We start from the raw sequence: 23,589 nt of genomic DNA, 5'->3' as shown, positions 1-23,589 counted from the left end.
AAAGGCGCCAGTTCGGATAGAAAAGTCGATGGTTTTTTCGACGATTTTTTCACAGCGCCGCCCATGAGGCTCAACCGCCCCTAATCGACGTTCGCCAAACCAGATCGGCATGCAGGCGCACCGTATGGTTCTCGAATTCGGCCTCTGATACCAGCCACGACACGGCCTCGCGTGCAATCGTGTCCACAGGCTGCGCAAATGTGGTCAGCCCGTAGGATGACCAGCACGCCTGTTCGATATCGTCGAAACCGGCCACACAAATCTGATCTGGAACAGACATCGAAAACTGATGCCGGGCGGCATCCATGAAGCCGCAGGCAAGCAGATCGGTGGCGCAGAACACCGCGTCGGGGCGCTCCTTGCGGGTCAAAAGTTGTTGGGCAACGACGCGGCCGCTTTCATACCCGGTATGGCCGAACCGTTCGACGATCACATCCAGACCCAGCCCCTTGGCGGCAGCAACGAAGCCGCGCTCGCGTGCCATCAGGCTCGGGGTGCCGGCCTGGGAATTGGCAAAGGCAAGCTTACGGCAGCCGGCCCGCACGAACGCCGTGGCAATACGCGCCGCCGCCTCCGCGTCATCCAGGTTGATCTTGAGTGGCCCTTCCCGGTCGTCATCCCTGTTGATCAGCACCAGCCGCTGACCGTTCCTCAGACAGAGATCGGTGATCGACTTGTCCGGCAGGCCGGACAGGATGACCGAGGCATCGGCCCGGTAGCGGATCGCCTGCCGGAGCGCGAGATCGACACTGCCATCCGACCGGTCGGTGTTGATCAGCATCGCGACCTTGCCGGAATTCTGCAACTGTTGCGTCAGCGCACGCAGCAGCGCGGAGCGATAGGGCGTTCCGATTTCTGAGACGATCAGGCAGACGATGCCACTTTCGTTGCGCATGAGGCCACGGGCCAGATGATTGACGTGGTAGCCGAGCGCCTCGGCGGCGTCGAGCACCTTCTGGCGCGTTTTCGGCGATACGCTGGCACCTGACGTGAATGTACGGGAAACCGCAGAGCGCGAAACGCCCGCTTTTTCCGCCACTTCCTGAGCACTGACGAATAGTTTTTGCGACACCGCTGCACTCCACCCTAGATGGATAATCTGCACAATTTTGCAATTGCGTGCAAGTATTAGATTAGCCGAAATGTGACAGTTTTGTGAAGATTCCGTTTGACAGACGTTTTCATCTCATGCAGCATTTGCACACGCTTGCAAAAGCTGATGGCGTGGAGGCGCCGCTTCAACAGGAGGAAAATCCATGGGTTCACGATATATTGCCGCCGCTGCGTTCGCCGCGGGAACGTCACTTTCGGCCTTTTCGGCCCACGCTGCCGGCGATCTCAACCTGATCTGCTCGGCCGATGTGGTCATCTGCGAGCAGATGAAGGGCGACTTCGAGAAGGCGCACGGCGACATCAAGGTCAACATGGTGCGCCTGTCATCGGGCGAGACCTATGCCAAGATACGCGCCGAGGCGCGCAACCCGAAGACCGACATCTGGTGGGCAGGAACCGGCGATCCGCATCTGCAGGCGGCATCTGAAAACCTGACGCTTGAATACAAGTCACCGATGCTCGACCAGTTGCAGGATTGGGCAAAGAAGCAGGCGGAAAGCTCCGGCTACAAGACGGTCGGCGTTTACGCCGGCGCTCTCGGCTGGGGCTACAATATCGAGATTTTCAAGACCAAGGGCTTCAAGGAACCGAAGTGCTGGGCGGACCTTCTCGACCCGGCGTTCAAGGGCGAAATCCAGATCGCCAACCCGAACTCGTCCGGCACCGCCTATACGGCGCTCGCCTCATTGGTCCAGATCATGGGTGAAGACCAGGCCTATGACTATCTAAAGAAGCTCAACGCCAATATTTCGCAATACACCAAGTCCGGCTCTGCCCCGGTCAAGGCGGCTGCACGCGGCGAAACGGCGATCGGCATCGTCTTCATGCATGACGCCGTTGCCCAGACGGCCGAAGGTTTCCCGGTCAAGTCGGTCGCGCCATGCGAAGGTACCGGATACGAGATCGGCTCGATGTCGATCATCAAGGGCGCAAAGAACCTCGACAACGCCAAGACCTGGTACGACTGGGCGCTGAAGCCGGACGTGCAGTCGCGCATGAAGGATGCGAAATCCTTCCAGTTGCCGTCCAACAAGACGGCGGAAATCCCTAAGGAGGCACCGCGCTTCGAGGACATCAAGCTGATCGACTACGACTTCAAGACCTATGGCGATCCGGCCAAGCGCAAGGAACTGCTTGAGCGCTGGGACCGCGAAATCAGCGCCAACGCCAACTGAGAGAAACCAGTCAGGCCGTGGATATCGTCGCCACGGTCTGACGCAAAGTTTCTCCCGGCCGGGGATCGCGCAAACCCTCCACAGATTGCGGCGCGGTCTCCGGCAACTCCTAATTCCATATTTGCATCATGAAAAGGCGCGGGGATCGTCATGGACCATCGCAACCGTAGGCTGGATATTGTCCTCGGATTAGGCATTGCTGCCTTCCTTCTTGTTCCGTGGTACCGGATCGAAGGTGGGTTCCTCGGATTTGGCTGGTTTTCCGGCTTTCCGACAGAGGCCTCCGTCGCACCGGGCATCCTGCAGATCCTCAGCTACGGCCGCTGGTGGCTGGCCGTTGCCGGCCTCATCATGGCAGCCGCAGTGGCAGCACGGTTCATTCGCGATCCGATGCGGCGTGGAACATTGCTTGCCACGGCAGGCGCCGTCGGCGTGCTGTTTCTGACGCTTCAGGGACTGGCGATCGGCTTTTCCGGCTGGTCCTGGACGGTCAGCGAAACGCTATTCGGCGCGCTGGCAGATGGCCAGCCGTCGATGGGCGCCGGCGCGGTGCTTTCAGCATTTGCCTTCGTTCTCATCTTCTCCTTCGGCCTTGCTGAACGTGGTGTCATGAAGGGCGATGCCTTCGTCGTCGCCTCGATCGCCATCCTGGTTTTCCTTGTTGCGATCTTCGTGTTCTACCCGGTCGGCAGCATGCTGGTCGGCGCGTTCCAGGATTTCGACGGCTCGTTCAATCCCGACAGTTTTACCCGCAACATCCAGGACAATTCGATCTGGAGCCTCGGCTGCGTTGTCGGCGGTGAACGATGCGGCGTTGCCTGGCGCACGCTCTGGCTGGCATTGATGACGGCTGGCGGCTCGACCATCATGGGGCTTGCCTTTGCGCTGGTCGCCACCCGCACGCGCTTCCCCTTCAAGAAGGGCCTGCGGCTTTTGACCGTGCTGCCGATCATCACCCCACCCTTCGTCATCGGTCTTGCCCTGACCCTGCTGTTCGGCCGCGCCGGCGTCATTACCGAAAGCCTGTCCAGCCTGTTCGGCATCGAACCCGGCCGCTGGCTCTATGGCCTGACCGGCATCTGGATCGCCCAGGTCCTGTCGTTCACGCCCATTTCCTTCCTCGTGCTCATCGGCGTCGTCGAAGGCGTCAGCCCATCCATGGAAGAAGCGTCCCAGACGCTGCGGGCTGACCGCTGGCGCACCTTCTGGCGCGTATCGCTGCCCTTGATGAAACCGGGCATCGCCAATGCCTTCCTGATCGGCTTTATCGAAAGCATGGCCGATTTCGGCAATCCGCTGGTGCTCGGCGGTAGCCATGGCGTGCTCTCGACCGAAATCTTCTTTGCCGTGGTCGGCTCGCAGAACGATCCCTCGCGCGCCGCGGTGCTTGCCATCATCCTGCTCTGCTTTACGCTGACGGCGTTCCTTGCCCAGCGCTATTGGCTGGCCGGCAAGAATTTCGCCACCGTGACCGGCAAGGGTGACAGCGGCTCGCATATCGCGCTGCCCCGCTCAATTTCGATCGCCGTGCATGCCATGGTCATCCCGTGGATGATCTTCACGATCGTCATCTATGGCATGATCCTGGTCGGCGGCTTCGTGAAGACCTGGGGACTGGACAATTCGCTGACGCTCGATCACTACGCCCGCTCATTCTCCGTCGAAGTCCGAGATGGGGCACTGGCCTGGACCGGTGTGGCCTGGAATTCCTTCTGGACGACGATCGAGATCGCGTTAATTTCGGCACCGCTGACGGCTGCCGTCGGGTTGCTGACGGCCTATCTTATCGTCCGCCAGAAATTCGCCGGTCGCAACGTCTTCGAATTCGCCCTGATGATGAGCTTTGCCATTCCAGGAACGGTCATCGGTATCAGCTACATCATGGCCTTCAACCTGCCGCCGCTGGAAATGACCGGCACGGCACTGATCCTGATTGCCTGCTTCGTCTTCCGCAACATGCCAGTCGGCGTGCGCGGCGGCGTGGCGGCGATGAGCCAGCTCGACAAGAGCCTCGACGAGGCATCTCTGACCCTGCGCGCCAACAGCTTTAGGACGATCCGCAAGGTCATCCTGCCGCTGTTGCGCCCGGCAATCACCGCGGCATTGGTCTACTCTTTCGTGCGGGCCATCACCTCGATCAGCGCCGTCATCTTCCTCGTCAGCGCCGAATACAACATGGCGACGTCCTATATCGTCGGCCTCGTCGAAAACGGCGAGTATGGCGTTGCGATCGCCTATTCCTCGATGCTGATCGTGGTGATGATCGTCGTCATCGCCGGCTTCCAGCTTCTCGTCGGAGAACGGCGGCTGCGGCGCGAAAATCGCGTCGCCGGCGTCACCACAACCCCTTCCCTTTCCCTCGGTCAGGAGAAAACCGTATGATCACCCCTCGCGCCGGCTCGGTCGTCTTTCAAAACATCCAGAAACAGTTTGGCGCCTTCACCGCCATTCACGACCTGTCGCTGACCATCGAGCCCGGCCAACTCGTCACTCTGCTCGGCCCGTCGGGTTGCGGCAAAACCACGACGCTGCGCATGCTGGCCGGCCTCGAACATCCGACCTCCGGCAAGATCATGATCGGCGGCAAGGACGTGACCATGCTGCCCGCCAACGAGCGCGACGTTTCGATGGTGTTCCAGTCCTACGCGCTGTTTCCGCATATGAGCTCGCTCGACAATGTCGCCTATGGCCTGGAATCGTCCGGCCTGAAGAAGAAGGAAGCCCGCGAACGGGCGGAAGAAGGTCTGAAACTCGTCGGCCTCGCCGGCATGGGCGGACGGCTTCCCGCCGAGCTTTCCGGCGGCCAGCAGCAGCGCGTTGCCGTTGCCCGCGCCCTCGTGCTCGAACCGCAGGTGCTGTTGCTCGATGAGCCGCTGTCCAATCTCGACGCCCGCCTGCGCCGTCAGGTGCGCACCGAAATCCGCGACCTGCAGCAGCGCCTCGGCTTCACCGCCGTCTACGTGACCCATGATCAGGACGAAGCGCTCGCCGTCTCCGACCGGATCGTCATCATGAAGGACGGTGTGGTCGCGCAGGAAGGCTCGCCCCGCGATCTCTACGAAGCGCCAGCCTCGGCCTTCATCGCCGACTTCATGGGCGAGGCAAACGTGGTTGCCTGTGACGTCATCAGTGTCGATGGTGCCGACGCCACCATCCGTATCGGTGCGCTCGAACATCGGGTTCCGAGCCGCAACGCGCGGCCCGGACCCGCAAAACTGGCTGTGCGCCCGAATTCGATCACGCTCGAACCGGCGTCAGGCGCCGCGTTTCCCGGCCAGATCACCCATTCCGCCTATCTTGGCGACCATGTCGAATACGAGGTAGAGACAAGCACAGGTAGGCTTTTCGTCGTCGATCCGGCCGTCGAGCGAGCCTTGGCACCGGCGACCGAAGTCGCTATCGGCTTCAAGGGACGCGGTATCGCCATCATCAACGGCTGAGCCATTCAATATTATAGAAGGACTATTTCATGACATCGCAGATCTCCGCGCTCGACGCGCGTTTCGCCCTGGCAAAGGCTATCGCCAAGGAAGCAGGCAGCGTTGCGCTCGACTATTACAACAGGCGCGAGACGCTGGTGATCGAAACCAAACGCGACCTGCAGGACGTCGTTTCCATTGCCGATCGCGAGGTCGAGAACCTCATTCGTGCCCGCGTCGCCGAGGTTAACCCGGGTGACGGGTTCCTGGGCGAGGAATATGGTCTTGCCCCCGGCAATTCCGGCTACACTTGGGTGGTCGATCCGATCGACGGCACCAGCCCTTTCGTCAACGGCATGCCGAACTGGTGCGTCTCGATCGCCGTGCTGCACAACAACGAACCGGTAATCGGCGTCATCTGCGCGCCGTGCCACGACGAACTCTACGCCAGCGCGAGCGGCAAGGGCGCGACGCTCAACGGCCGGGTGCTGACCCTCGACCCTTCCCGCACTATCCGCAATGCCGTCACCGGCATTGGCGCCAACAACCATGTTGCGCCTGCGTTTGTCGGAAAAATGGTCGAGGATCTTTTGGCAGCGGGCGGCAATTTTATCCGCAATGGCTCCGGCGCGCTGATGCTCGCATATGTCGCCGCCGGCCGTCTGGTGGGTTATTATGAGCCCTACATGCACGCCTGGGATTGCCTTGCCGGCTATTGCCTCGTCAAGGAAGCAGGCGGCTGGCATCATCCCTTCCCTGTCGAAGGAGAGCAGTTGACCAAGGGTTCGCCGGTACTGGCGACGGCCCCCGGCGCACGGGAAGACCTGATGAAGATCGCTGGCCTCTGAAAAAACGCTCAGGGGGCGTGCGCCAACGGGCGCTGCCCCCATCAAGGCCAAGCCGTGCCTTACCGTTCAGCCGCTGGCAAAGCGCGTGCTGCCGCGCTCAAAAGATCGGCCTGAGATATCAAGCCGAGTATCCGATGCTCGCTGTCGATGACGATGACGGCATGTGCGTGGCCGTCGGTAAGAACCGGCAACAGTGAAAATGCCGGATCGGTGTCCGAGGCGGTGGCGGCCTTCGACAGGATGTCGCCGACACGATCGGCCTCCTTGGAAAGCTCCCGCAAACCGATCGTCCCGGCCAGACGGCCATACTCATCCATGACCGACAGCGTCCGGATATTGTGCTTCAAAAGCAGCGCGCGTGCATCGGCAGGGCCGGCACCGGCGTCAATCGAGATGACGTCGCGGGACATGATGTCGGCGCAGCGGATATCACCATGCGCGCGGATGGTTGCCTGAAGCTCGACCTGCTGCAACAAACGGCTGAGATCACCCCGGTTTATGTCAAAGGTTTCGTCGAACGCGGCCAGCGCTGCGTCCAGATCCTCTTCGCGGAAGCCGACACGCAGCGATGCGGGTGGGTCTGCGGTCTGGTGTGTGTTGACCGCCGGTATGGCGGCGACATGCGGATAGTTGCGCCGGGCAAGCTTGTGAAACAGCAAACCGAGCGCAACCAGAATGCAGGAATTCAGGCCGACCGGCACAAACGGAAACAACAACCCCCAACTGGCAACGACCGGCCCGCCGAGCACGGCAGTCAGGGCCGCAGCTCCCCCCGGCGGATGCAGGCAGCGCGCCAGCGACATTGCAGCGATGGCAAGTGATACGCCCACGCCGGAGGCAATAATCGGATCGTGGATCAGAGAGGCGGTGATGATACCCACCAGCGCCGAAATCGTATTGCCGCCGATGATCGACCATGGCTGCGCCAATGGGCTGGCCGGAACCGCAAACAACAGCACGGCGGATGCACCCATCGGTGCCACGATCAACGGCAGATGCGGCCCCTGCCCGAGCAGATAACTGCTGATCAGACCCGTCAAGCCGATACCGATCAGCGCACCGACACAGGCAATCAGCCGCTCGCGCAGAGTAGCGCCGGCCAGAATGGGTACGAACATTCGAAAACGGTTGTCCGGTTTTGGTTTATGGGAATGGGACATCGGGAAACCGGACACGCCGAAAGACGGGATCGGGATACCGGCGCGCGCGTCATCCCGTGTCCCGGCTATAGGAAAAACAGGCAAAAAGCGCAACGGCCAAACTGTGGTCGCCCTTTGCCGCTCGAGGGGACGGCCGGTCTCCCGGCCGTCGCTATTCGCCTAGTTTTGTTTGGCGGCTTCGACCAAAAACCCTTCGGGACTATCAACCTCGACCAGCTTCTTCTTTTCGATCAGCCAGAAGCGATTGGCGACCGAGCGGACGAAACTGCGGTCGTGCGAGACGAACAGGCAACTCGCCTGATGCGCCATCAGTTCGCCCTCGAGCGCCTCCTGACCGTCGATATCCAGATGGTTGGTCGGCTCGTCGAGCAGGTAGAAGTTGGGGTTGATCAGCCGCAGGATCAGCATGCCGAGCCGTGCCTTCTGACCACCCGACAGCTGCCCGACCGACCGGGCCTGAAGCTCGATGGACATTCCAGCGCCTGCCAGCAGCGCCCGCGCCCGCTGGTCGCCGATATCGAACCGGCGAATGATCGTCCCCATCGGGGTGTCTTCATTGCGAAGATCGGCGAGCGCCTGATCGCCATAGCCGAGAACCAGCGATGGCGTCGCCTTGATGCCATCCAGCGCCACTTCCGGCTGTTCGACCGCCCTGCGCAGCATCGAGACAAGGCGGGTCTTTCCAGCGCCGTTGGCCCCGAGAAGCACGATCCGGTCACCCTGGCAGACGAACTGCTTGCCGATCTTGAACAACAAGGCGCCATCCGGCGTCTGCACAGTGGCATCCTCCAGCGTGATCAACACCTTGGCATGGGTGCCGCGATTGGCGAGCCTGATCGCCCCGGCTGAGCGCTCCAGATGGGCCGGCTTACCGGCATCTTCGAGCTTGTCCGCCCGCTGCTTCAACTGCTTGGTCTTAACGACCAAGAGATCGCTGCCGGAATTGATGCCGATATTGTTGAGCTTGGCCGCCTGCTTGCGCAATTGATCGGCGACCTTGATATCGCGCTGATAGCGGCGTTCATCGGCAGCGTCGGCCTCATCCAGGGCCACCCGCGCCCGCGTGTAAGACAACGGAAAGATCTGCGATTGTTCGGCGCGGAGAAAGAGCGTGCGGTTGGTGACCGTGTCGAGGAAAGCGCGGTCATGGCTGGCGATGATGACCGGCACGTCCCGCGGCAGTGCATTCAGCCACGCCTCAAGCGTGGCGATCTTGCCGAGATCGAGATGGTTGGTCGGCTCGTCGAGCATCAGCACATCCGGCTCGGTTACCCAGACGCGGGCAAGCATGGCAATACGCTGCCAGCCGCCGCTCAGTTGCTTCAACGGCCGCTGCCGCAGGGCTTCCGGCACATCGAGCTCCTCCAGCACGACATCGACACGCCAGCTTTCGCTCTCCTGCTGGTCGCCGGACAGCGCGTCCAGCACGGCGGCGTAAAAGGGCAGATCGAACAGGCGCGCGGGAACATTCTGCTCGACATAGCCGATGGTCAGGCCGCGTGCCTTGGTGATCTCGCCTTCGTTCGCCTCAAGGGCGCCGGCAAGGCAGCGAAACAGCGTCGATTTTCCCCGGCCGTTGGCGGCGACGAGGCCGATGCGGTCGCCGGCGTTGATGACGAGGCTGAGCCTGGAGAAAAGCGGGCTGCCCAGCACGATGCCGAGATTGCGGATGTTGATAAGGGTCATGATCGGTCTCTGGTCTTGCCGCACAAACATCCATCGAGGGCTCTCAAGCCATCATCGATGCGATGCGCGCGGCGGATCGAAAAATACAGCAGCTCGAACCAACAGGATCAGCGCTGCAGTGCCACAAAGGGCAGACCAGAAGGCGGTTTTCTAAGAGAAACGGACTTTGGTCAGCCCTGCAAACGCATTTGCAGGGCGTTGACGGGGCCACGCTGGCGATGGTGCCAGAAAAATGTGTTCATTGCGCAGCCCTCCTTTCTCGATAGAGCGCACTCATAACATCCGGTTTCGGGATTCGCAATCAGGTCCTATCAACACAGAATGTAGACTTTTTATCTATTATGTACTTTATAGTCTATATTCTCCATGCTAAACCTGCAGCGTAGCCAACAGGGAGATATACTCATGCAGATCGAGGAATTCACGCTCGAACGGATTCAGTCGCTTTATGAAAACCTCGTGGAGTTCAATCTCTCCGACAGCGGCGTCCATCCCTATTCACTGAAGGAACTGCTCACACCCGATCAGCTGCTCGGCCTGCATGAGGTCGAACTCGGTTACGGCTGGACCAATGGCGGCGTCGAGCTGCGCGATACCATCGCCCGGCTCTACAAGCACCGCGACCGTGAAAACGTCATGGTCACCAATGGTTCGGCGGAAGCAAACTTCATCCTTGTCATGACCCTTTTGGAGCCCGGCGACGAGCTGGTGCTGTTCGTCCCGAACTACCTGCAGATCCGTGGCTGGGCAAAGGCACTTGGCGTCACCGTCAAGGAGATCGTGCTGCGCGAGGAGCTGGGATGGCTGCCCGATCTCGACGAGGTTCGCGCCGCCGTGACGCCGAAAACCAAGATGATAAGCCTGTGCAATCCGAACAATCCGACCGGCAGCCTCTTGCCGCGCGAAACGATGGCTGCACTCGTCGATATCGCCCACGAACACGGCGTCTATCTGCATGCCGACGAGATCTACAAGGGTTCAGAACTGGATACCGAAGAGTCCATCAGCTTTGCCGATCTCTACGAAAAAGCCGTCGTGACCGCCGGGCTTTCCAAGGCAATGGCGCTGCCGGGCCTGCGGCTCGGCTGGCTGGTCGGCCCGGCCAAGGAAATCTACGGCACCTGGCAGCGCAAGGACTATACCTCGATCACCACCGGGGCACTCAGCGAGCACATCGCCAATATCGTCTTGCAACCGAACAAGCGCGCCGAAATCCTGTCGCGCAGCCGCCATCTGCTGCGGGAAAACCGGGCGCTGCTGACCTCATGGATCGAGGCGCATAATATCCTATTTTCCTACCTGCCGCCGCGTGCCGGCGGTATGGCTTTCGTCCGCTATAACCGCGACATCAACTCGTCGGTGCTGGTCGATCGCGTGCGGGAGCAAAAGAGCGTCATGCTGGTGCCGGGCGACGTCTACGGTCTCGACGGCTATGTCCGCATCGGCATCGGGGCACAAAAGCATCATCTAGAGGCCGGGCTGGCGCGTCTCGCAGACTTCATGAGGACATGAGGGGATGAAGCCTGAACTCGCCTCCTATGCGGCCGTTTGCGATGGCGTCGCCCAGTTGTTCCAGCCGTTCGTCGAGGTCGTTCTGCACGATCTTGACACGGAGACGGCTGCGCACATCGCCGGGAATTTTTCCAAGCGCGAGATCGGCGAGCCTTCGCTGTTGCACGAAATTGATTTCCGCCCGAGTGAACGGCTTCTCGGCCCCTATGAAAAAGTCAACTGGGACGGCCGCCGGATCAAGTCGATCAGCATCATCCTGCGCGACAGCGCCGAGCGGCCGATTGCCGTAATGTGCATCAATGCCGACGTCTCGCATTTTCATGCGGTGATGCAGACATTGAGTGCATTTGCATCAGTTCCCGTCGACCATGCCAAGCCGGCCAGCCTGTTCAAGGAGGACTGGCACGAGCGCATCAACGAATATATCCAGAACTGGACAGGGTCGCGCGGGCTGATCATCGCTGGGCTGACCCGCGAGCAGAAGCAACAGGTGGTCAAGGACCTCTCCAGCGACGGCGCATTCGGCGGCAAGAATTCCGCCGCCTATATCTCGCGCATCCTCGGCATGGGCCGCGCGACCGTCTACAAGTATCTCAACCAGGACCGATCGGTAGACGAATGATCATCCTGTCGCGATCAGAGATCGAAGCCCTGATAGATCTCGACAGTGCGCATGCGGCCGTCCAGGCCGCCTATATCGCCGCATCTGCTGGCCTGGCGACGATGCCGCCGGTCAGCTATCTCGCCTTTCCGGAAAAGGATGGCGATTGCCATATCAAATACGGTCATATCGCCGGCGATCCGACCTTCGTCGTCAAGATCGCAGCCGGTTTCTACGGCAATCCATCGATCGGCTTGCCGACATCGAACGGCGTGATGCTGGCCTTTTCCGCGCAAACCGGCGTGCTCGAGGCGATCCTGCTTGATGAAGGATTTCTCACAGACCTTCGCACAGGCCTTGGCGGCGCCATCGCAACCCGGGCGCTTTGCCGTCCCGATGCGCGGCGGGTCGCGATCATCGGAACCGGTATTCAGGCACGCTGGCAGGTCCGTTGCCTGCGGCAGGCGATGCCGGAAACACGGTTTGCCTTCACCATCTGGGGGCGTTCACAAGAAAAGGCGCGGGAGACGGCAAACGTGCTCAACGGCGAAGGTATAGACGCGAGCGTGTCTTCCGATCTTGAGCGCCTTTGCCGTGACGCCGAGATTATCATCACAACCACACCCTCCCGCGAACCATTGATCCGCAATGCATGGATCCAACCCGGCACGCACATTACCGCAATCGGCGCAGACGCGCCCGGCAAGCAGGAACTGGACGCAGCACTGGTGGCGCGTGCCGGCCGCCGCATCTGCGACAGTCTGGAACAGTCTCTCGATCACGGCGAGTTTTCCACGGCATTCCGAGCTGGGGATATTTCAGCCGAAAACTGCGGCGAGCTCGGAGCCGTGGTTGGTGGCAAGGTCGTGGGCCGGGGCCATCCCGGCGACATCACCATCGCCGATCTGACAGGCGTCGCTGTTCAGGATATCGCTATCGCCACCGCCGTCCTCAACGCCTACAGGCGCTCGCGGGCCGACTGACAGCCTCCGTCATCCCGTTACTCCTGGTCGAACGCCGTGATGATCGGACACGGGCCTTTTTCGCTGGAGCCGCAGGCATCGGCGAGCCGCAGCAGCGAAGCACGTGCGGCGCTCAGTTCGGCAATTTTCGCATCGAGTGCAATAATGCGCTCCCGCGCCAGGGTATTGGCGCGATGCCGGTCCTCGCCGGCATCCAGCGCCAGCAGTTCACCGATCTCGTCCAGAGTAAAGCCTGCCGTCTGGGCCGTCCGGATGAACCGCAGGCGGCGGATGTCGTCGTCGCCGTAGCGCCGGATGCCGCCGGCCAGGCCCACGCCACCGGTGCGCTGCGGCGTGCCCAGCAGACCGCGCCGCTGATAATAGCGTACCGTTTCGACCCCGACACCGCCCTCGCGCGCCAACCCTGCAATCGTTGTCTCTTTCATCGCTTGACTCCGTACCATGGTACGGATTTTATAGTCTTTGCAATCGACCGAACCAAGCGAAAAGAAAGATTGCGATATGCTCGACAAGACATCAAAAACCGCCACCCTCTACCGGATGGTGATGGATAAACATACCTGCCCCTACGGCCTGAAGGCCAAGGATTTTCTGGAGCGGCAGGGTTATGCGGTAGACGACCGCTGGCTGACCACCCGCGAACAAACGGACGCATTCAAGACCGAACACGGCGTTCAGACGACGCCGCAAACCTTTATCGACGGCGTCCGGATTGGCGGCTACGATGAACTGCGCGGGCATCTAGGCAAGACCGTGCGCAACCCGAAGGCCGTGACATACCGGCCGGTCATCGCCGTTTTCGCCGTCACCGCGCTGATGGCGCTGGCGACCAGCTATGCCGTTCATGGCAGCGTTTTCACGGTCCGCGCAGCCGAATGGTTCATCGCCTTTAGCATGGCCGTGCTGGCGATCCTCAAGCTGCAGAACATCGAGAGTTTTTCGACGATGTTCCTCAACTATGACCTGCTCGCCAAGCGCTGGGTTCGCTACAGCTATATCTATCCCTTCGCGGAAGCGGGCGCTGGTATCCTGATGATTGCCGGCGCACTCAACTGGATCTCGATCCCCGTCGCATTGGTCATCGGTACAATCGGTGCGGTCTCGGTATTCAAGGCCGTCTATATCGACAAGCGCGAGCTGAAATGCGCCTGCGTCGGCGGCGACAGCAATGTGCCGCTCGGCTTCGTCTCGCTGACGGAGAACGTCATGATGGTTGCCATGGCGATCTGGATGCTGGCGATGATCCTGACCTGAACCAACATTGACCATGCCATGTAAACATGCCGGACCGATGCGGTTACTGGCGGGCCTGCCCCATCCGCGACAGCACAATGACCGGCAGTATCCCGATGACAACTATGGCCAGAGCCGCGATGGACGCCTCCTCATAGGTGCCCCTTGCGGCTTCGCCATAGAGATGCGTTGCGAATGTCTCGACGTTGAGCGGCCGCAGCAGCAGCGTGGCGGGCAGTTCCTTGACGCAATCCACGAAGACCAGCAGACCGGCGGCCGTGATCGCCGCCTTCGACAACGGCAGATGGACATGACGGAACGTACCAGCCGCCGATTGGCCAAGGACCCGCGAGGCATGGTCGAAGGACACGGGGATACGCGCCAGACCTGCATCGATGCCGCCTGCCGAGATGGCGAGGAACCGGACGGTATATGCATAGACCAATGCAGCACCCGAACCGATGAACAGCAAGCCCGTCGATACGCCGAACCAGGCGATTGCCGTGCGATCGATGAAACCATCGACTGTGGCGAGCACGATCAGAACGCCAATGGCAACGACCGTGCCAGGCGCCGCATAGCCGAGCGTCGAAAGCCGCTGCAGCCACGTGGTCGTTGCCCCCGGCCGCAGGCGGCTGGCATAGGAGATGAGCAGGCCGAACAGCACCGTGATGACCGTGGCGGCTGAGGCAAGAACGATGGTGTTGAAGGCTTCGTTGAGAAAGCGCGGCGAAAGCCCGGCAAATCCGATCCGCTTCCACGCCGCGCTAACGAGATAGATCGCAGGCGCTCCAAAGCCGATGAGGATCGGCGAGAGCCCGGCAGCGAACAATATCAGACCTTTTGCAGAGGACACCCGGCGCGGCTCGAAGGCGCGGCTGCGTTGCGAGCCGGTTGAGTAGCGTTGCTTGCCCCTCGCCCATTTTTCGAAAGCCACCAGCACTACCACGACCATCAGCAATGACAGGGCAATCTGCGATGCCCCGGGCAGGTCGGTGCGGGTGATCCAGGTCGTGTAGATGGAGACGGTCAGCGTCCGCACGCCGAGGAATTCGGAGGCGCCGATGTCGTTGAGAGTTTCCATCAGCGCGAGGCTGACACCGACGGCGACCGCAGGCCGGGCCAGTGGCAGTGCGACATGCCAGAAGACGGCGCGGCGCGAAATTCCGAGTGTGCGCGACGCATCGATCAGATTGGCCGACTGCGTCAGGAACATCGCCCGCGTTGGAATGTAGACATAGGGATAGAGCACGAAACCCAGAAGCAGGATGCAGCCCGTCATCGAGCGCACATCCGGCAGGCGGAATTCCCTCGGGGTGGAATAGCCAAGCAGCCAGCGGATCGCGCCCTGCACCGAGCCGATCGGGTGCAGGATGTCGAGATAGGCATAGGCGATGATGTAGGTCGGGACCGCAAGCGGCAGCAACAGCGCCCATTCGAGCACGCGGCGACCGGGAAAGGCATAAGCGGTGACCAACCAGGCAGTGGACGTGCCAAGAATAGCGGTGATCAGCCCGACGCCACCGAGCAGAATGGCCGTTTCCACCAAGGCGGTCGGCAATATGGTCGAGACGAGATGAGACCAGAGCCCGGCAGAGCCCTGGATCGCCTGCAGGAACAGGGCAAAGATCGGCAGCATCACCAGACAGGCGATTGTGCCCGCGCCAAGCAACCAGTGGGCTCCAGCGCGGCCTCTGGGCCAACTTCGGGCGGCGCTGATCATCGGTTGAAATCCATTTTTTTGACAGCAAGAAAAGGCGCCCCCGATAACGCGGACGCCTGCCGTCTTTTAGTTGTCGAAGCCAACCTTGTCGACCAGTTCGCTCGCCTGCTTGCGATGGCTGACGATTTCCGTCAGCGGCTTCGGATCGATCTTCAGCTCGCCGAACGAAGCGACGATCGGATCAGCTGCGGCACCGGCCTTGACAGGATATTCGAAATTGGCTTCCGCATAGATCTTCTGGGCTTCGTCGGAGACGAGATATTCCAAGAGCTTGACGGCTTCGGCCTTGTTCGGTGCGTTCTTTGCAACCGCAGCACCGCTGACATTGACCTGCGTGCCGCCATCCTTGAACGTCGGCAGCACGACCTTGATGGCATTGCCCCATGTAACCTGCTCTTCGCCACCCTTGCCCGAGCGCATCAGGCCGACATAGTAGGAGTTGGCGATGGCAATATCGCAAATGCCGCCGAGAATGTCCTTGGCACCGTCACGGTCGCCACCGGCGGCCTTGCGGGCAAGATTGTCCTTGAGACCCGTCAGCCACTTTTCGGTTGCTTCAGCGCCGTAATGGGCGATGTGATCGGCAAACAGAGCTGTGTTGTAGGGATGCTGGCCGGAGCGAATGCAGATCTTGCCCTTCCATTTCGGATCGGCCAGGTCTTCATAGTTGAAGGCCGTCAGGTCGAGATCCTTGGCGGCATAGATGACGCGGGCGCGCATCGACAGCGCGAACCAATGACCCTTCTCATCGCGCAGCTGCGCGGGGATCGATTCTGTCAGAACTGTGGATTCGACCGGCTGGGTGATGCCCTTTTCGACGAGATCGATCAGGTTTCCGGCATCGACCGTCATCAGGATATCGGCCGGCGAGCTCGCGCCTTCGGTCGCGACGCGCTCAGCCAAGCCGTCCTTCATGAAGACCGTGTTGACCTTAGTGCCTGTCGCTGCCGTGAACGAATCGAGCAGCGGCTGAATGAGGCCCGGCTCGCGGGTCGTGTATATGTTGAGTTCGGCAGCCGAGACAGCGCTCGTGCTGAGGAGCAATGACGCCGTAAACAGGGTGGATTTCGCGATGCTTGACGTGTTCATAAGTCTCTCCAGGTGGACGATGCCAAGCTGTCGAGCATTAATTGATGAAAGTAGTCAAGTTTACGTGGGTGACTTTACCGTAAACCGCCTTGCCAAGAGAGCGCGCCCGCTTACACCGCAGGAAACGCCAGCCAGCTATTTGGCGAAACGGACAGGCCGACCGTCTCCGTATCCGGCGGTAAGCGGTGCATGGTGCGCACCTGTAGCGGTTGCTCCAACCCGTCGACGGTGATGGCAAGCTGTTCGACCTCGCCAAGGAATATGCGGCTTTTCAATTGCCCGGACAGATCGCCCGGACCGGGTGAGACCGAAATTCCCTGTGGGCGGATATACAGCGTCGTCGACGTCCCTTCGCGTGCGTCCAGCACGTGTGCAAACCGGCCGATCGCAGTTTCGACATGCCCGTTGCGATAGACGCCTGAAATCCTGTTGAAAGCACAGAAGAATTCTGCCGCATAGGCAGACACCGGGCGATCATGCAAATCGTAACCCGATCCCATCTGAACGATCCGGCCGGCCTTCATCAACACCACCCGGTCGCCGGCTGAAAGCGCCTCTTCCGGATCGTGGGTGACCATGATCACCGTCGTACCGAGGCCTCTCAGGAGCGACAGAGTTTCATCTCGAACCTTTTCCCTCAGCCCCCGGTCAAGATTGGAAAACGGCTCATCCATCAACAGGATACCCGGCTGCGGAGCCAGCGCGCGGGCAAGAGCCACACGCTGCTGCTCGCCACCCGACAGCATATGCGGATAGCGCCCCTTGAGATGCGCAATGCCGATATGCGCAATCACGTCGTCAGTTCTGCCTACGGCCTCCTGTTTCGGACGTCGTTTCAGGCCGAACAGGATATTCTGCTCGACGGTCAAATGCGGAAAAAGAGCAAAGTCCTGGAACACGAAACCGATCTTGCGGTCTTCCGGCTCGACGAAACGGGACGGTCCGGAAACCTCCTGGCCGCTCAACAGAATGCGGCCGGCATCGACGAAATCGACACCGGCGATCATACGCAGCAATGTCGACTTTCCGCAGCCGGACTGGCCAACGAGGCAGATGATTTCGCCAGACGCAATCGTCAGCGACACGTCATCGAGCGCAACGGTTGCGCCGAAACTGCGGCTCACATTGTGGAGCTCAAGCGTCCGATCCTGGGTATGCGGCGTCAAAATCCTATCAAGTCCCTCTATGTGCGGCCGATAGCCTGGCCCGGCAGACAGCAAGGACGACTCATCGTTTGTGCCCGTTTATCGGTATATTTCGTGAAAAAGACAATCACGTCGCCGCGCACTGCGGTCAAATCACGGCAGCGCGGATGGCAGGGCCATGGCCGCAGCGGCCTTGTCCCCCTCATCCGCCAAAGGCTGCCGCCACACGATGCTTGGCGGCAAGCAGCCGATCGATGCAAGTACATTCTGCCCGATGAGGAAATTTTCGGTTTCTGTTGGAGATCGTCTGCGCGGGCGGTCACTGAAAGGCGCCACACTCTGCGTCAAAAGCTCGTCTCGCCGCAGGCCCGTCGTAAACCGACGGGGAGCGGCAATCGGCTTAGACTTCGGTTCCCAGCAAGGCCGATACAGAAATCTGCAGTGCTGCGGCAATCCTTCTCAACTTGGCCGGATCGGCATCGCTGCCATCTTCAATGGCCGAAATCTCAGAATTTGCCAGTCCGCAGGTCACGGCGAGGTCTTCAATGCTGTAACCGGCAGATTCACGATAGGTTTTGACCCTGGATGCAACGGTTCCAGCGGAAACAGCGTCAGGGCCGAGATTGTCGAAGTTATTGACTGCAATAGACATGGAAGTCTCCTGTTGTTCACGAATCGAACGTCTGCGTTTATCGTTCCCCGTTTTATGCCTGACCGCAAAAATACGAATTCCTTCTATTGCTGCGGTGCGGCATCGACAAGCAAATATTGCTGCATCCGCTAGATGAAGCAGCCACAAGGTTTTGGTTTACGCCAAACTAAACTTGCAAAAACCCAATAAAAACAATGGAATTTAACCATTTTCTCATAGATTTAGCTTTGGTTATTTCATGATACAAAATCCCAGTGGCACGCCCTCAATGGGCGCTGATTTTGCCTCGACATCGGCAATGGATGCACCAAGAGGGCCGATCCAACTGCGCTCCAGCATGGTGCTTATCGCTGCTTCAGGTCCGCAGATCAAGGCCGCCACCGACCCATCGGCTTCGTTACGAACCCAGCCAGACAGTCCAAGCCTTAGCGCTTGACCTCGCATCCAAAACCGGAAACCGACACCCTGGACACGCCCGGTTATGCGAACCAACACCGCTTTGGCTTCATCCGTCATGATCGTTTCCGTCAATTTCAGTCAGAACAATCTGGAGCATACATCCAAGATTACAAGCGTGTTTTCCAACGTGGCCTTCCCCTGCTATGGAAAGGGCTCTTTGGTAAAAACTAGGCACTCGACACGCTGGCAACAATGGAAATCGATATGGATACCGTGGAAATCAATGGTCGCAGCGATTTCGCCCTATGGGCAATTCAGCGGGCGCAGGAAATCGTCATGGCCGAAGGCTCGGCGCTCGCGCTCGCAGCCCGCGACATGGACGAGGAGGCGCTGAAGGAACATGGCTCAGCATTGGGCAAGGCCATCGCCGATGCAATGCTTGAGGTCTTTGACGGCTTGATGGCCGAATAGTTTAGAGGGAAGCAGTCCACACAACCGGCACTGGGCGGACCAGCGTCCGGCATTGAACACCACCGAAAACGTGTAGATAATCGAACGGTTGTCAAGAAACTCGACCGAGAGGTGCATTTTGGAAACTGGTCACGACACGAGCCAACTCGAGATGGTCGTCCTAATGACGCCAGACATGGCCAATTTTAGTGGTAAGGTCCATGGTGGTGCGCTGCTCAATCTGCTCGATCGCGTCGCTTACTCCTGCGCCTCGCGCTATTCGCAGCAATATGCAGTGACGCTGTCGGTCGATCAGGTGGTCTTCCGTCAGCCGATCCATGTCGGCGAACTCGTCACCTTCCGCGCGTCGATTAACAATGCCGGCCGAACGTCGATGGAGGTCGGCATCCGGGTCGAGGCAGAGAATATCCGGACCGGCGAGCGCCGGCACACCAATTCCTGTTATTTTACCATGGTGGCGGTCGACGCAGACGGACGCCCGACCGATGTTCCTGCGTATTCAGCGAGCACCGAAATCAGAAAGCGGCGTGAGCGCGCCGCCGAAGTGAGGCGTAGTCTACGGCGCGAATTCGAACAACGTTTCAAGGCGGCCGGTTTGGGCCACGAGGAGCTTTGAACCAAGGGCTCTATCGTTGAGGGTCCTCACATCGCCGGTAGCGACCGTTTTACCAACTGAGCGTTCGGCCGCCCTGCCGGATCGTTGGCCTGCAGGCGTCTGACAGCAAAATCCTGCGCATCCTGAAGTTCGGCGACAGCACCGTGATAATCAAGATGAAGCACCCTGCCGCCTTCGACCACCGGGCGGCCATCCACATAGACCGTTTCGACGGCGCGTTCCGCAGCGCAGTGCAAAAGGTTGCGTAAGGGGTCGTAGACCGGCTGCATGGACGAATGTTTCAGGTCGATCGACAGAAAATCGGCCTTGGCCCCCAGCGCTATCCGGCCGATATCGCGCCGGCCAAGCGCGCGCGCTCCGGCAAGCGTCGCTGCCTCGAACACGTCAGCCGTGCCGACATCGAAAACCGAACGCCCGGCAATCCGCGAGCAGATCAGCGCCTGGCGCATTTCCTCCAGCATGTTGAAGGGATAACTGTCGGTTCCAAGCGCCACATTGACGCCGCGGCGGCGATAGCGGCCGAGCGATTGCAGCACCATACCACTGCGCGAAAAGGTGACGGGGCAGTGCGCCACCGTGGTACCGCGCTCTGCAAGCAGGCCGAGATCGATATCGGTCCGCTGCCGCGTCCAGGAATGGCCATCGACAAAAATGCAGTGGCCGACGATCAGGTCTTCACCAAGTACGCCCAGCTCTTCGAGATACTGGACAGCCGTCAGGCCTGTCCGGCGCATCAGCTCCTCATGCTCGGCCATCGTCTGGGCCGCATGCACGGTGATGGGCACGTTCCGTCCCCGCGCCGCCTCTGCCGCTGCCTGCAATAGTTCGGCGGAGCATGTCTCGACCTGCGAGGGGGAAACGATGCCGCCAAGCCTGCCGGATGAATGCGCGCGTGCTGTGTCGACAACCTCCAACGCCCGGGCGAAAGCCTCGTAACCCCTGCCCTTGTCCCAGACGAGATCGAGACGGCGGCTGTCCTCGACATGCCAGGCCGCTTCTCTGAAACCGGGCGCGACATAGGCGCGAGCGCCGCTCCTTGCCAAGGTTGGCAGCCACTTGTCGTGCGGGCCGGCAATATCGACAAGAGTGGTGACGCCGCTGCGCATCAAATCCCCGAGCATCACCGTCAAGGAGGCTTCAACCGCGCTATCGCTGATTTCGATCAGGTTGGAATATTCGTAGAGTGCATTGCCCCAGAGAGCTGCCGTGCCTTCATCTTCAAACAGACCCTTGGAGATCGGCTCTTCGCCGGAATGGCAATGGACGTTGACGAAACCGGGCAGCACCATCTTGTCCGTGCCGGATATTTCGTGCGCGAACGCACCGTCATACCGGCCGCCGACATGGATGAAGCCACCAGCGTCAAAGGCAATGTCGCCGTCCGAAAGATAGGCATGCCCCTGGCTGTTTTCATCATAGGCGACGATCGTGCTGGCGTTGCGGATGACATGAATTTCGTTAGCCATGGGTGACCCTGAAATGCTGTTCGAGGAAGCGGCTGTACAGGCCCATCAGGGCGCTGAAGGTGAAATAGACGGCGGCGGCGAAGACATAGCCTTCGAGAACGGCGATGCCCTGCCACTCGGGATCCCGCAGCGCAGAGCGCACCGTGTCGAGAAAATCAAGCAGGCCGACAATGGTGACCAGTGTCGTATCCTGGAAGAAGCCGATGAACAGCCCGACCATCGGCGGGATGACTTTCTTCAGTGCCTGCGGCAGGACGATCTTTCGCATGACCTGCCAGTAGGACAGGCCAAGAGAATAGCCGGCCTCGAACTGGCCCTCGGGAACATCCTGCAGGCCGCCGCGAACGATTTCGGCGATATAAGCGGCGGCAAAGATGATGATGGCGACCTGAGCACGCAGGAGCTTGTCGATCGTCACGCCCTCCGGCATGAACAGCGGCAGCATCACCGTCGCCATGAACAGGATGCTGATCAAGGGAACGCCGCGGACAATCTCGATGAAACCGACCGCCAGAATGCGAATGGCCGGCAGGCTTGAGGCGCGGGCAAGCGCAAGCCCGATACCGAGCGGCAGGGCGCAGACCAGCCCGATGAAGGAAAGCATGAATGACAGCGGCAACCCGCCCCAACTCGATGTCGCAACCGCCGAAAGGCCGAAGACCCCGCCCGCCATCAGAACGTAGAGAACCGGCAGAACAACCAGCAGCCACACATACAGCAATGCCCGGCTCCAGACGCGGGGCATCATCGAGATCAGGCAGCTCGCCAGAAACAGCGTTAGCGCCAGCAGCGGCCGCCATTGCTCCTCGAATGGATAGAAACCGAAGATCATGTAGCGGAGTTTCTCGGCAAGAAACGGCCAGCAGGCGCCACTGCTTGCCTTGCAGGCTGCGGCATCGCCGGTGAAGGCGGCATGGACGACCAGCCAGCCAAACGCCAGTTTTCCCAGGAAAAAGATCGCAACCATCGAGACAAGGCTGATCATGGAATTCAGCGGCGTGCCGAAATAGGCCTTGGCCCATCCGGACCGCCGCACGGGCGGCTTGGCAGTGCCGACGGGTAATGGCAGAGCTTGAGTTTCGGCCATCAGCGCTCCTTTAGCGCGACGCGCGCATTGTACCAGTTCATCGTCAGCGAAATGGCTATCGACAGGCCAAGATACACACCCATGAAAATGGCGATGGTCTCGATCGCCTGCCCGGTCTGGTTCATCACTGTGTTGGACACCATCACCAGATCCGGATAGCCGATGGCAATCGCCAGTGAACTGTTCTTGAAGACAGTCAGGTACGTGTTCGTCAAAGGCGGAATGATCAGGCGCAAGGCCTGCGGCAGCACGACCAGCCGCATGACCCGCGAACGATGAAGCCCGAGTGCGGCGGCGGCCTCCCACTGTCCAGGCCCGATAGCCTGGATGCCAGCGCGGACGATTTCGGCAACACTGGCGGACACGCTGAGAAGAAGTCCAAACAGCAAAGCCACGAATTCCGGCCGCACATGCAGACCACCGGTCAGCCGGAACCTGCCGGCCTGCGGAATGTCCCAACCGAAAGAAACAAGGCCCAGCATCCAAAGTAGGAGTGGCGGCACCAATAGGGCGAGACACGCAATGGCCGTGCCGTGATTGGACCTTCCGGTCGTGAGCCGGCGCTGCTGGCTGATACGCTGGATCAGGACCGCTGCGGCGATACCGGCGCAAACGAACAATGCGAAAACTACAGCGCCGTTTTCGACAAACACGGCCGGAAGAACCAGCCCGCTGTTGGAAAGATAGACACCGGGCAGGATGTTGAGCGCCTGTTTGACCGGCGGAAACACCATGATGATCAGCGAATACCAGAGAAAGAGATAGAGGAGCAGCGGGACATTTCGCAGCACCTCGACATAGACAAGCGCCAGCCGCGCCAACAGCGGATTGCGCGACATGCGCGCCACGCCGACGAAAAGCCCCATAACCGTTCCGAGGATTGCCGCAAGCAGCGAAACCTTTACAGTATTGACAATACCGACAAGGATCGCCCGGGCTATGCTGTCGGTCGGCTGGTAGGTGATCGCCGTTTCGCTGATGACGAAACCGGCCTGACGCGCCAGAAAGCCGAAGCCGGTGGCAATGTTCTGTTTTGCCAAGTTGTCACTCGCTGTCGCAAACATCGTCCATGCAACAGCGACAACCAGACCGATCGCGCTGATCTGATAGCAGAACGCGCGGAAACGCATATTATTCAGGAAGCTCATAAAAACTCGCCGCTGTTTTGCCGAACGGGAGAAAGCTCGCGCGCTTCATGCGCGCGAGCGATG

22 protein-coding genes are annotated in these 23,589 nt (G+C 60.2%); 10 read left to right on the top strand and 12 right to left on the bottom strand.

What is annotated here, in order from left to right:
- Nucleotides 1-70: 70 nt before the first annotated feature.
- The gene (locus tag ACP7E0_RS16095; RefSeq protein ID WP_426126042.1) at nt 71-1,072 is read right to left on the bottom strand and encodes a substrate-binding domain-containing protein; all 1,002 of its coding nucleotides are present in this window, start codon (nt 1,070-1,072) and stop codon (nt 71-73) included.
- A gap of 184 nt (nt 1,073-1,256) precedes the next feature.
- On the opposite strand from ACP7E0_RS16095, the gene ACP7E0_RS16090 reads away from it, so the two are divergent.
- The 4 genes from ACP7E0_RS16090 to ACP7E0_RS16075 all read left to right on the top strand — a co-directional run bounded on the left by ACP7E0_RS16090 (nt 1,257) and on the right by ACP7E0_RS16075 (nt 6,555).
- Nucleotides 1,257-2,288 carry an ABC transporter substrate-binding protein gene (locus tag ACP7E0_RS16090; protein WP_426126041.1) on the top strand — a complete coding sequence of 344 codons (1,032 nt, stop codon included), beginning with the start codon at nt 1,257-1,259 and terminating at the stop codon, nt 2,286-2,288.
- A 150-nt stretch (nt 2,289-2,438) separates the two neighbouring features.
- Complete coding sequence (locus tag ACP7E0_RS16085) at nt 2,439-4,670, top strand: ABC transporter permease (RefSeq protein WP_426126040.1); 2,232 nt, start codon at nt 2,439-2,441, stop codon at nt 4,668-4,670.
- Nucleotides 4,667-5,728: an ABC transporter ATP-binding protein gene (locus tag ACP7E0_RS16080; RefSeq protein WP_426126039.1), complete on the top strand. Its 1,062-nt coding sequence runs from the start codon at nt 4,667-4,669 to the stop codon at nt 5,726-5,728. The genes ACP7E0_RS16085 and ACP7E0_RS16080 overlap by 4 nt, the downstream gene beginning before the upstream one ends.
- A 29-nt stretch (nt 5,729-5,757) precedes the next feature.
- Entirely contained in the window at nt 5,758-6,555 is a 798-nt protein-coding gene (locus ACP7E0_RS16075; protein WP_426126038.1) for an inositol monophosphatase family protein, read from the top strand.
- 59 nt (nt 6,556-6,614) lie between these two features.
- On the opposite strand, the gene ACP7E0_RS16070 is transcribed toward ACP7E0_RS16075, so the two are convergent.
- Together ACP7E0_RS16070 and ACP7E0_RS16065 are read right to left on the bottom strand one after the other, a co-directional pair.
- Nucleotides 6,615-7,715: an HPP family protein gene (locus ACP7E0_RS16070; protein ID WP_426126037.1), complete on the bottom strand. Its 1,101-nt coding sequence runs from the start codon at nt 7,713-7,715 to the stop codon at nt 6,615-6,617.
- 159 nt (nt 7,716-7,874) lie between these two features.
- Complete coding sequence (locus ACP7E0_RS16065; protein ID WP_426126036.1) at nt 7,875-9,401, bottom strand: ABC-F family ATP-binding cassette domain-containing protein; 1,527 nt, start codon at nt 9,399-9,401, stop codon at nt 7,875-7,877.
- 405 nt (nt 9,402-9,806) lie between these two features.
- Here ACP7E0_RS16065 and ACP7E0_RS16060 point away from each other — a divergent pair, with 405 nt between their 5' ends.
- Genes ACP7E0_RS16060 through ACP7E0_RS16050 form a run of 3 tightly spaced genes read left to right on the top strand, consistent with a single transcriptional unit; the run spans nt 9,807 to nt 12,497 of the window.
- On the top strand, nt 9,807-10,913 hold the full coding sequence (locus tag ACP7E0_RS16060; protein WP_426126035.1) for an aminotransferase class I/II-fold pyridoxal phosphate-dependent enzyme: 1,107 nt from the start codon (nt 9,807-9,809) through the stop codon (nt 10,911-10,913).
- 4 nt (nt 10,914-10,917) lie between these two features.
- Nucleotides 10,918-11,535 (top strand): helix-turn-helix transcriptional regulator, encoded by a 618-nt coding sequence (locus tag ACP7E0_RS16055; protein ID WP_426126034.1) that lies wholly within the window; start codon nt 10,918-10,920, stop codon nt 11,533-11,535.
- Complete coding sequence (locus ACP7E0_RS16050) at nt 11,532-12,497, top strand: ornithine cyclodeaminase family protein (protein WP_426126033.1); 966 nt, start codon at nt 11,532-11,534, stop codon at nt 12,495-12,497. The genes ACP7E0_RS16055 and ACP7E0_RS16050 overlap by 4 nt, the downstream gene beginning before the upstream one ends.
- 17 nt (nt 12,498-12,514) lie before the next feature.
- Here ACP7E0_RS16050 and ACP7E0_RS16045 read toward each other — a convergent pair whose 3' ends face one another.
- Complete coding sequence (locus ACP7E0_RS16045) at nt 12,515-12,940, bottom strand: MerR family DNA-binding protein (RefSeq protein ID WP_426126087.1); 426 nt, start codon at nt 12,938-12,940, stop codon at nt 12,515-12,517.
- A gap of 58 nt (nt 12,941-12,998) precedes the next feature.
- Here ACP7E0_RS16045 and ACP7E0_RS16040 point away from each other — a divergent pair, with 58 nt between their 5' ends.
- Entirely contained in the window at nt 12,999-13,751 is a 753-nt protein-coding gene (locus ACP7E0_RS16040; RefSeq protein ID WP_426126032.1) for a MauE/DoxX family redox-associated membrane protein, read from the top strand.
- 43 nt (nt 13,752-13,794) lie between these two features.
- Here the strand turns inward: ACP7E0_RS16040 and ACP7E0_RS16035 are convergent, their stop codons facing one another.
- The 5 genes from ACP7E0_RS16035 to ACP7E0_RS16015 all read right to left on the bottom strand — a co-directional run bounded on the left by ACP7E0_RS16035 (nt 13,795) and on the right by ACP7E0_RS16015 (nt 18,855).
- Entirely contained in the window at nt 13,795-15,453 is a 1,659-nt protein-coding gene (locus ACP7E0_RS16035; protein ID WP_426126031.1) for an ABC transporter permease, read from the bottom strand.
- A 66-nt stretch (nt 15,454-15,519) separates the two neighbouring features.
- Nucleotides 15,520-16,542, bottom strand: a complete 1,023-nt coding sequence (locus tag ACP7E0_RS16030) for a Fe(3+) ABC transporter substrate-binding protein (protein ID WP_426126030.1) — start codon at nt 16,540-16,542, stop codon at nt 15,520-15,522.
- Nucleotides 16,543-16,652: 110 nt separating this feature from the next.
- On the bottom strand, nt 16,653-17,708 hold the full coding sequence (locus ACP7E0_RS16025) for an ABC transporter ATP-binding protein (RefSeq protein WP_426126029.1): 1,056 nt from the start codon (nt 17,706-17,708) through the stop codon (nt 16,653-16,655).
- A 379-nt stretch (nt 17,709-18,087) separates the two neighbouring features.
- Nucleotides 18,088-18,339, bottom strand: coding sequence for a helix-turn-helix domain-containing protein (locus tag ACP7E0_RS16020; protein ID WP_426126028.1), 252 nt, complete (start codon nt 18,337-18,339; stop codon nt 18,088-18,090).
- 231 nt (nt 18,340-18,570) lie between these two features.
- Entirely contained in the window at nt 18,571-18,855 is a 285-nt protein-coding gene (locus ACP7E0_RS16015) for an acylphosphatase (RefSeq protein WP_426126027.1), read from the bottom strand.
- A gap of 147 nt (nt 18,856-19,002) precedes the next feature.
- On the opposite strand from ACP7E0_RS16015, the gene ACP7E0_RS16010 reads away from it, so the two are divergent.
- Entirely contained in the window at nt 19,003-19,209 is a 207-nt protein-coding gene (locus tag ACP7E0_RS16010) for a hypothetical protein (protein ID WP_426126026.1), read from the top strand.
- Nucleotides 19,210-19,384: 175 nt separating this feature from the next.
- Complete coding sequence (locus ACP7E0_RS16005; RefSeq protein WP_426126025.1) at nt 19,385-19,825, top strand: acyl-CoA thioesterase; 441 nt, start codon at nt 19,385-19,387, stop codon at nt 19,823-19,825.
- A 26-nt stretch (nt 19,826-19,851) separates the two neighbouring features.
- Here ACP7E0_RS16005 and ACP7E0_RS16000 read toward each other — a convergent pair whose 3' ends face one another.
- The 3 genes from ACP7E0_RS16000 to ACP7E0_RS15990 are packed head-to-tail and all read right to left on the bottom strand — an operon-like array spanning nt 19,852 to nt 23,526.
- Nucleotides 19,852-21,291, bottom strand: coding sequence for an amidohydrolase family protein (locus ACP7E0_RS16000; RefSeq protein ID WP_426126024.1), 1,440 nt, complete (start codon nt 21,289-21,291; stop codon nt 19,852-19,854).
- On the bottom strand, nt 21,284-22,378 hold the full coding sequence (locus ACP7E0_RS15995) for an amino acid ABC transporter permease (RefSeq protein ID WP_426126023.1): 1,095 nt from the start codon (nt 22,376-22,378) through the stop codon (nt 21,284-21,286). Before ACP7E0_RS15995 ends, ACP7E0_RS16000 begins: the two co-directional genes overlap by 8 nt.
- Nucleotides 22,378-23,526 carry an amino acid ABC transporter permease gene (locus tag ACP7E0_RS15990; RefSeq protein ID WP_426126022.1) on the bottom strand — a complete coding sequence of 383 codons (1,149 nt, stop codon included), beginning with the start codon at nt 23,524-23,526 and terminating at the stop codon, nt 22,378-22,380. The genes ACP7E0_RS15995 and ACP7E0_RS15990 overlap by 1 nt, the downstream gene beginning before the upstream one ends.
- Between the last annotated feature and the right edge of the window lie 63 nt (nt 23,527-23,589).

The organism is Pararhizobium sp. PWRC1-1, assembly GCF_049897905.1.
GTDB lineage: Bacteria > Pseudomonadota > Alphaproteobacteria > Rhizobiales > Rhizobiaceae > Pararhizobium.
Note: the sequence above shows the minus strand (reverse complement) of the source record. Positions and strands in the feature narration are given on the sequence as shown.

What these genes read in the sequence shown, in the direction of transcription:
- ACP7E0_RS16090 (WP_426126041.1), top strand. Translation starts at nt 1,257, where the DNA reads ATGGGTTCACGATATATTGCCGCCGCTGCGTTCGCCGCGGGAACGTCA.
- ACP7E0_RS16085 (WP_426126040.1), top strand. Translation starts at nt 2,439, where the DNA reads ATGGACCATCGCAACCGTAGGCTGGATATTGTCCTCGGATTAGGCATT.
- ACP7E0_RS16080 (WP_426126039.1), top strand. Translation starts at nt 4,667, where the DNA reads ATGATCACCCCTCGCGCCGGCTCGGTCGTCTTTCAAAACATCCAGAAA.
- ACP7E0_RS16075 (WP_426126038.1), top strand. Translation starts at nt 5,758, where the DNA reads ATGACATCGCAGATCTCCGCGCTCGACGCGCGTTTCGCCCTGGCAAAG.
- ACP7E0_RS16070 (WP_426126037.1), bottom strand. Translation starts at nt 7,715, where the DNA reads ATGTCCCATTCCCATAAACCAAAACCGGACAACCGTTTTCGAATGTTC.
- ACP7E0_RS16065 (WP_426126036.1), bottom strand. Translation starts at nt 9,401, where the DNA reads ATGACCCTTATCAACATCCGCAATCTCGGCATCGTGCTGGGCAGCCCG.
- ACP7E0_RS16060 (WP_426126035.1), top strand. Translation starts at nt 9,807, where the DNA reads ATGCAGATCGAGGAATTCACGCTCGAACGGATTCAGTCGCTTTATGAA.
- ACP7E0_RS16055 (WP_426126034.1), top strand. Translation starts at nt 10,918, where the DNA reads ATGAAGCCTGAACTCGCCTCCTATGCGGCCGTTTGCGATGGCGTCGCC.
- ACP7E0_RS16050 (WP_426126033.1), top strand. Translation starts at nt 11,532, where the DNA reads ATGATCATCCTGTCGCGATCAGAGATCGAAGCCCTGATAGATCTCGAC.
- ACP7E0_RS16045 (WP_426126087.1), bottom strand. Translation starts at nt 12,940, where the DNA reads ATGGTACGGAGTCAAGCGATGAAAGAGACAACGATTGCAGGGTTGGCG.
- ACP7E0_RS16040 (WP_426126032.1), top strand. Translation starts at nt 12,999, where the DNA reads ATGCTCGACAAGACATCAAAAACCGCCACCCTCTACCGGATGGTGATG.
- ACP7E0_RS16035 (WP_426126031.1), bottom strand. Translation starts at nt 15,453, where the DNA reads ATGATCAGCGCCGCCCGAAGTTGGCCCAGAGGCCGCGCTGGAGCCCAC.
- ACP7E0_RS16030 (WP_426126030.1), bottom strand. Translation starts at nt 16,542, where the DNA reads ATGAACACGTCAAGCATCGCGAAATCCACCCTGTTTACGGCGTCATTG.
- ACP7E0_RS16020 (WP_426126028.1), bottom strand. Translation starts at nt 18,339, where the DNA reads ATGTCTATTGCAGTCAATAACTTCGACAATCTCGGCCCTGACGCTGTT.
- ACP7E0_RS16015 (WP_426126027.1), bottom strand. Translation starts at nt 18,855, where the DNA reads ATGACGGATGAAGCCAAAGCGGTGTTGGTTCGCATAACCGGGCGTGTC.
- ACP7E0_RS16010 (WP_426126026.1), top strand. Translation starts at nt 19,003, where the DNA reads ATGGATACCGTGGAAATCAATGGTCGCAGCGATTTCGCCCTATGGGCA.
- ACP7E0_RS16005 (WP_426126025.1), top strand. Translation starts at nt 19,385, where the DNA reads ATGGCCAATTTTAGTGGTAAGGTCCATGGTGGTGCGCTGCTCAATCTG.
- ACP7E0_RS16000 (WP_426126024.1), bottom strand. Translation starts at nt 21,291, where the DNA reads ATGGCTAACGAAATTCATGTCATCCGCAACGCCAGCACGATCGTCGCC.
- ACP7E0_RS15995 (WP_426126023.1), bottom strand. Translation starts at nt 22,378, where the DNA reads ATGGCCGAAACTCAAGCTCTGCCATTACCCGTCGGCACTGCCAAGCCG.
- ACP7E0_RS15990 (WP_426126022.1), bottom strand. Translation starts at nt 23,526, where the DNA reads ATGAGCTTCCTGAATAATATGCGTTTCCGCGCGTTCTGCTATCAGATC.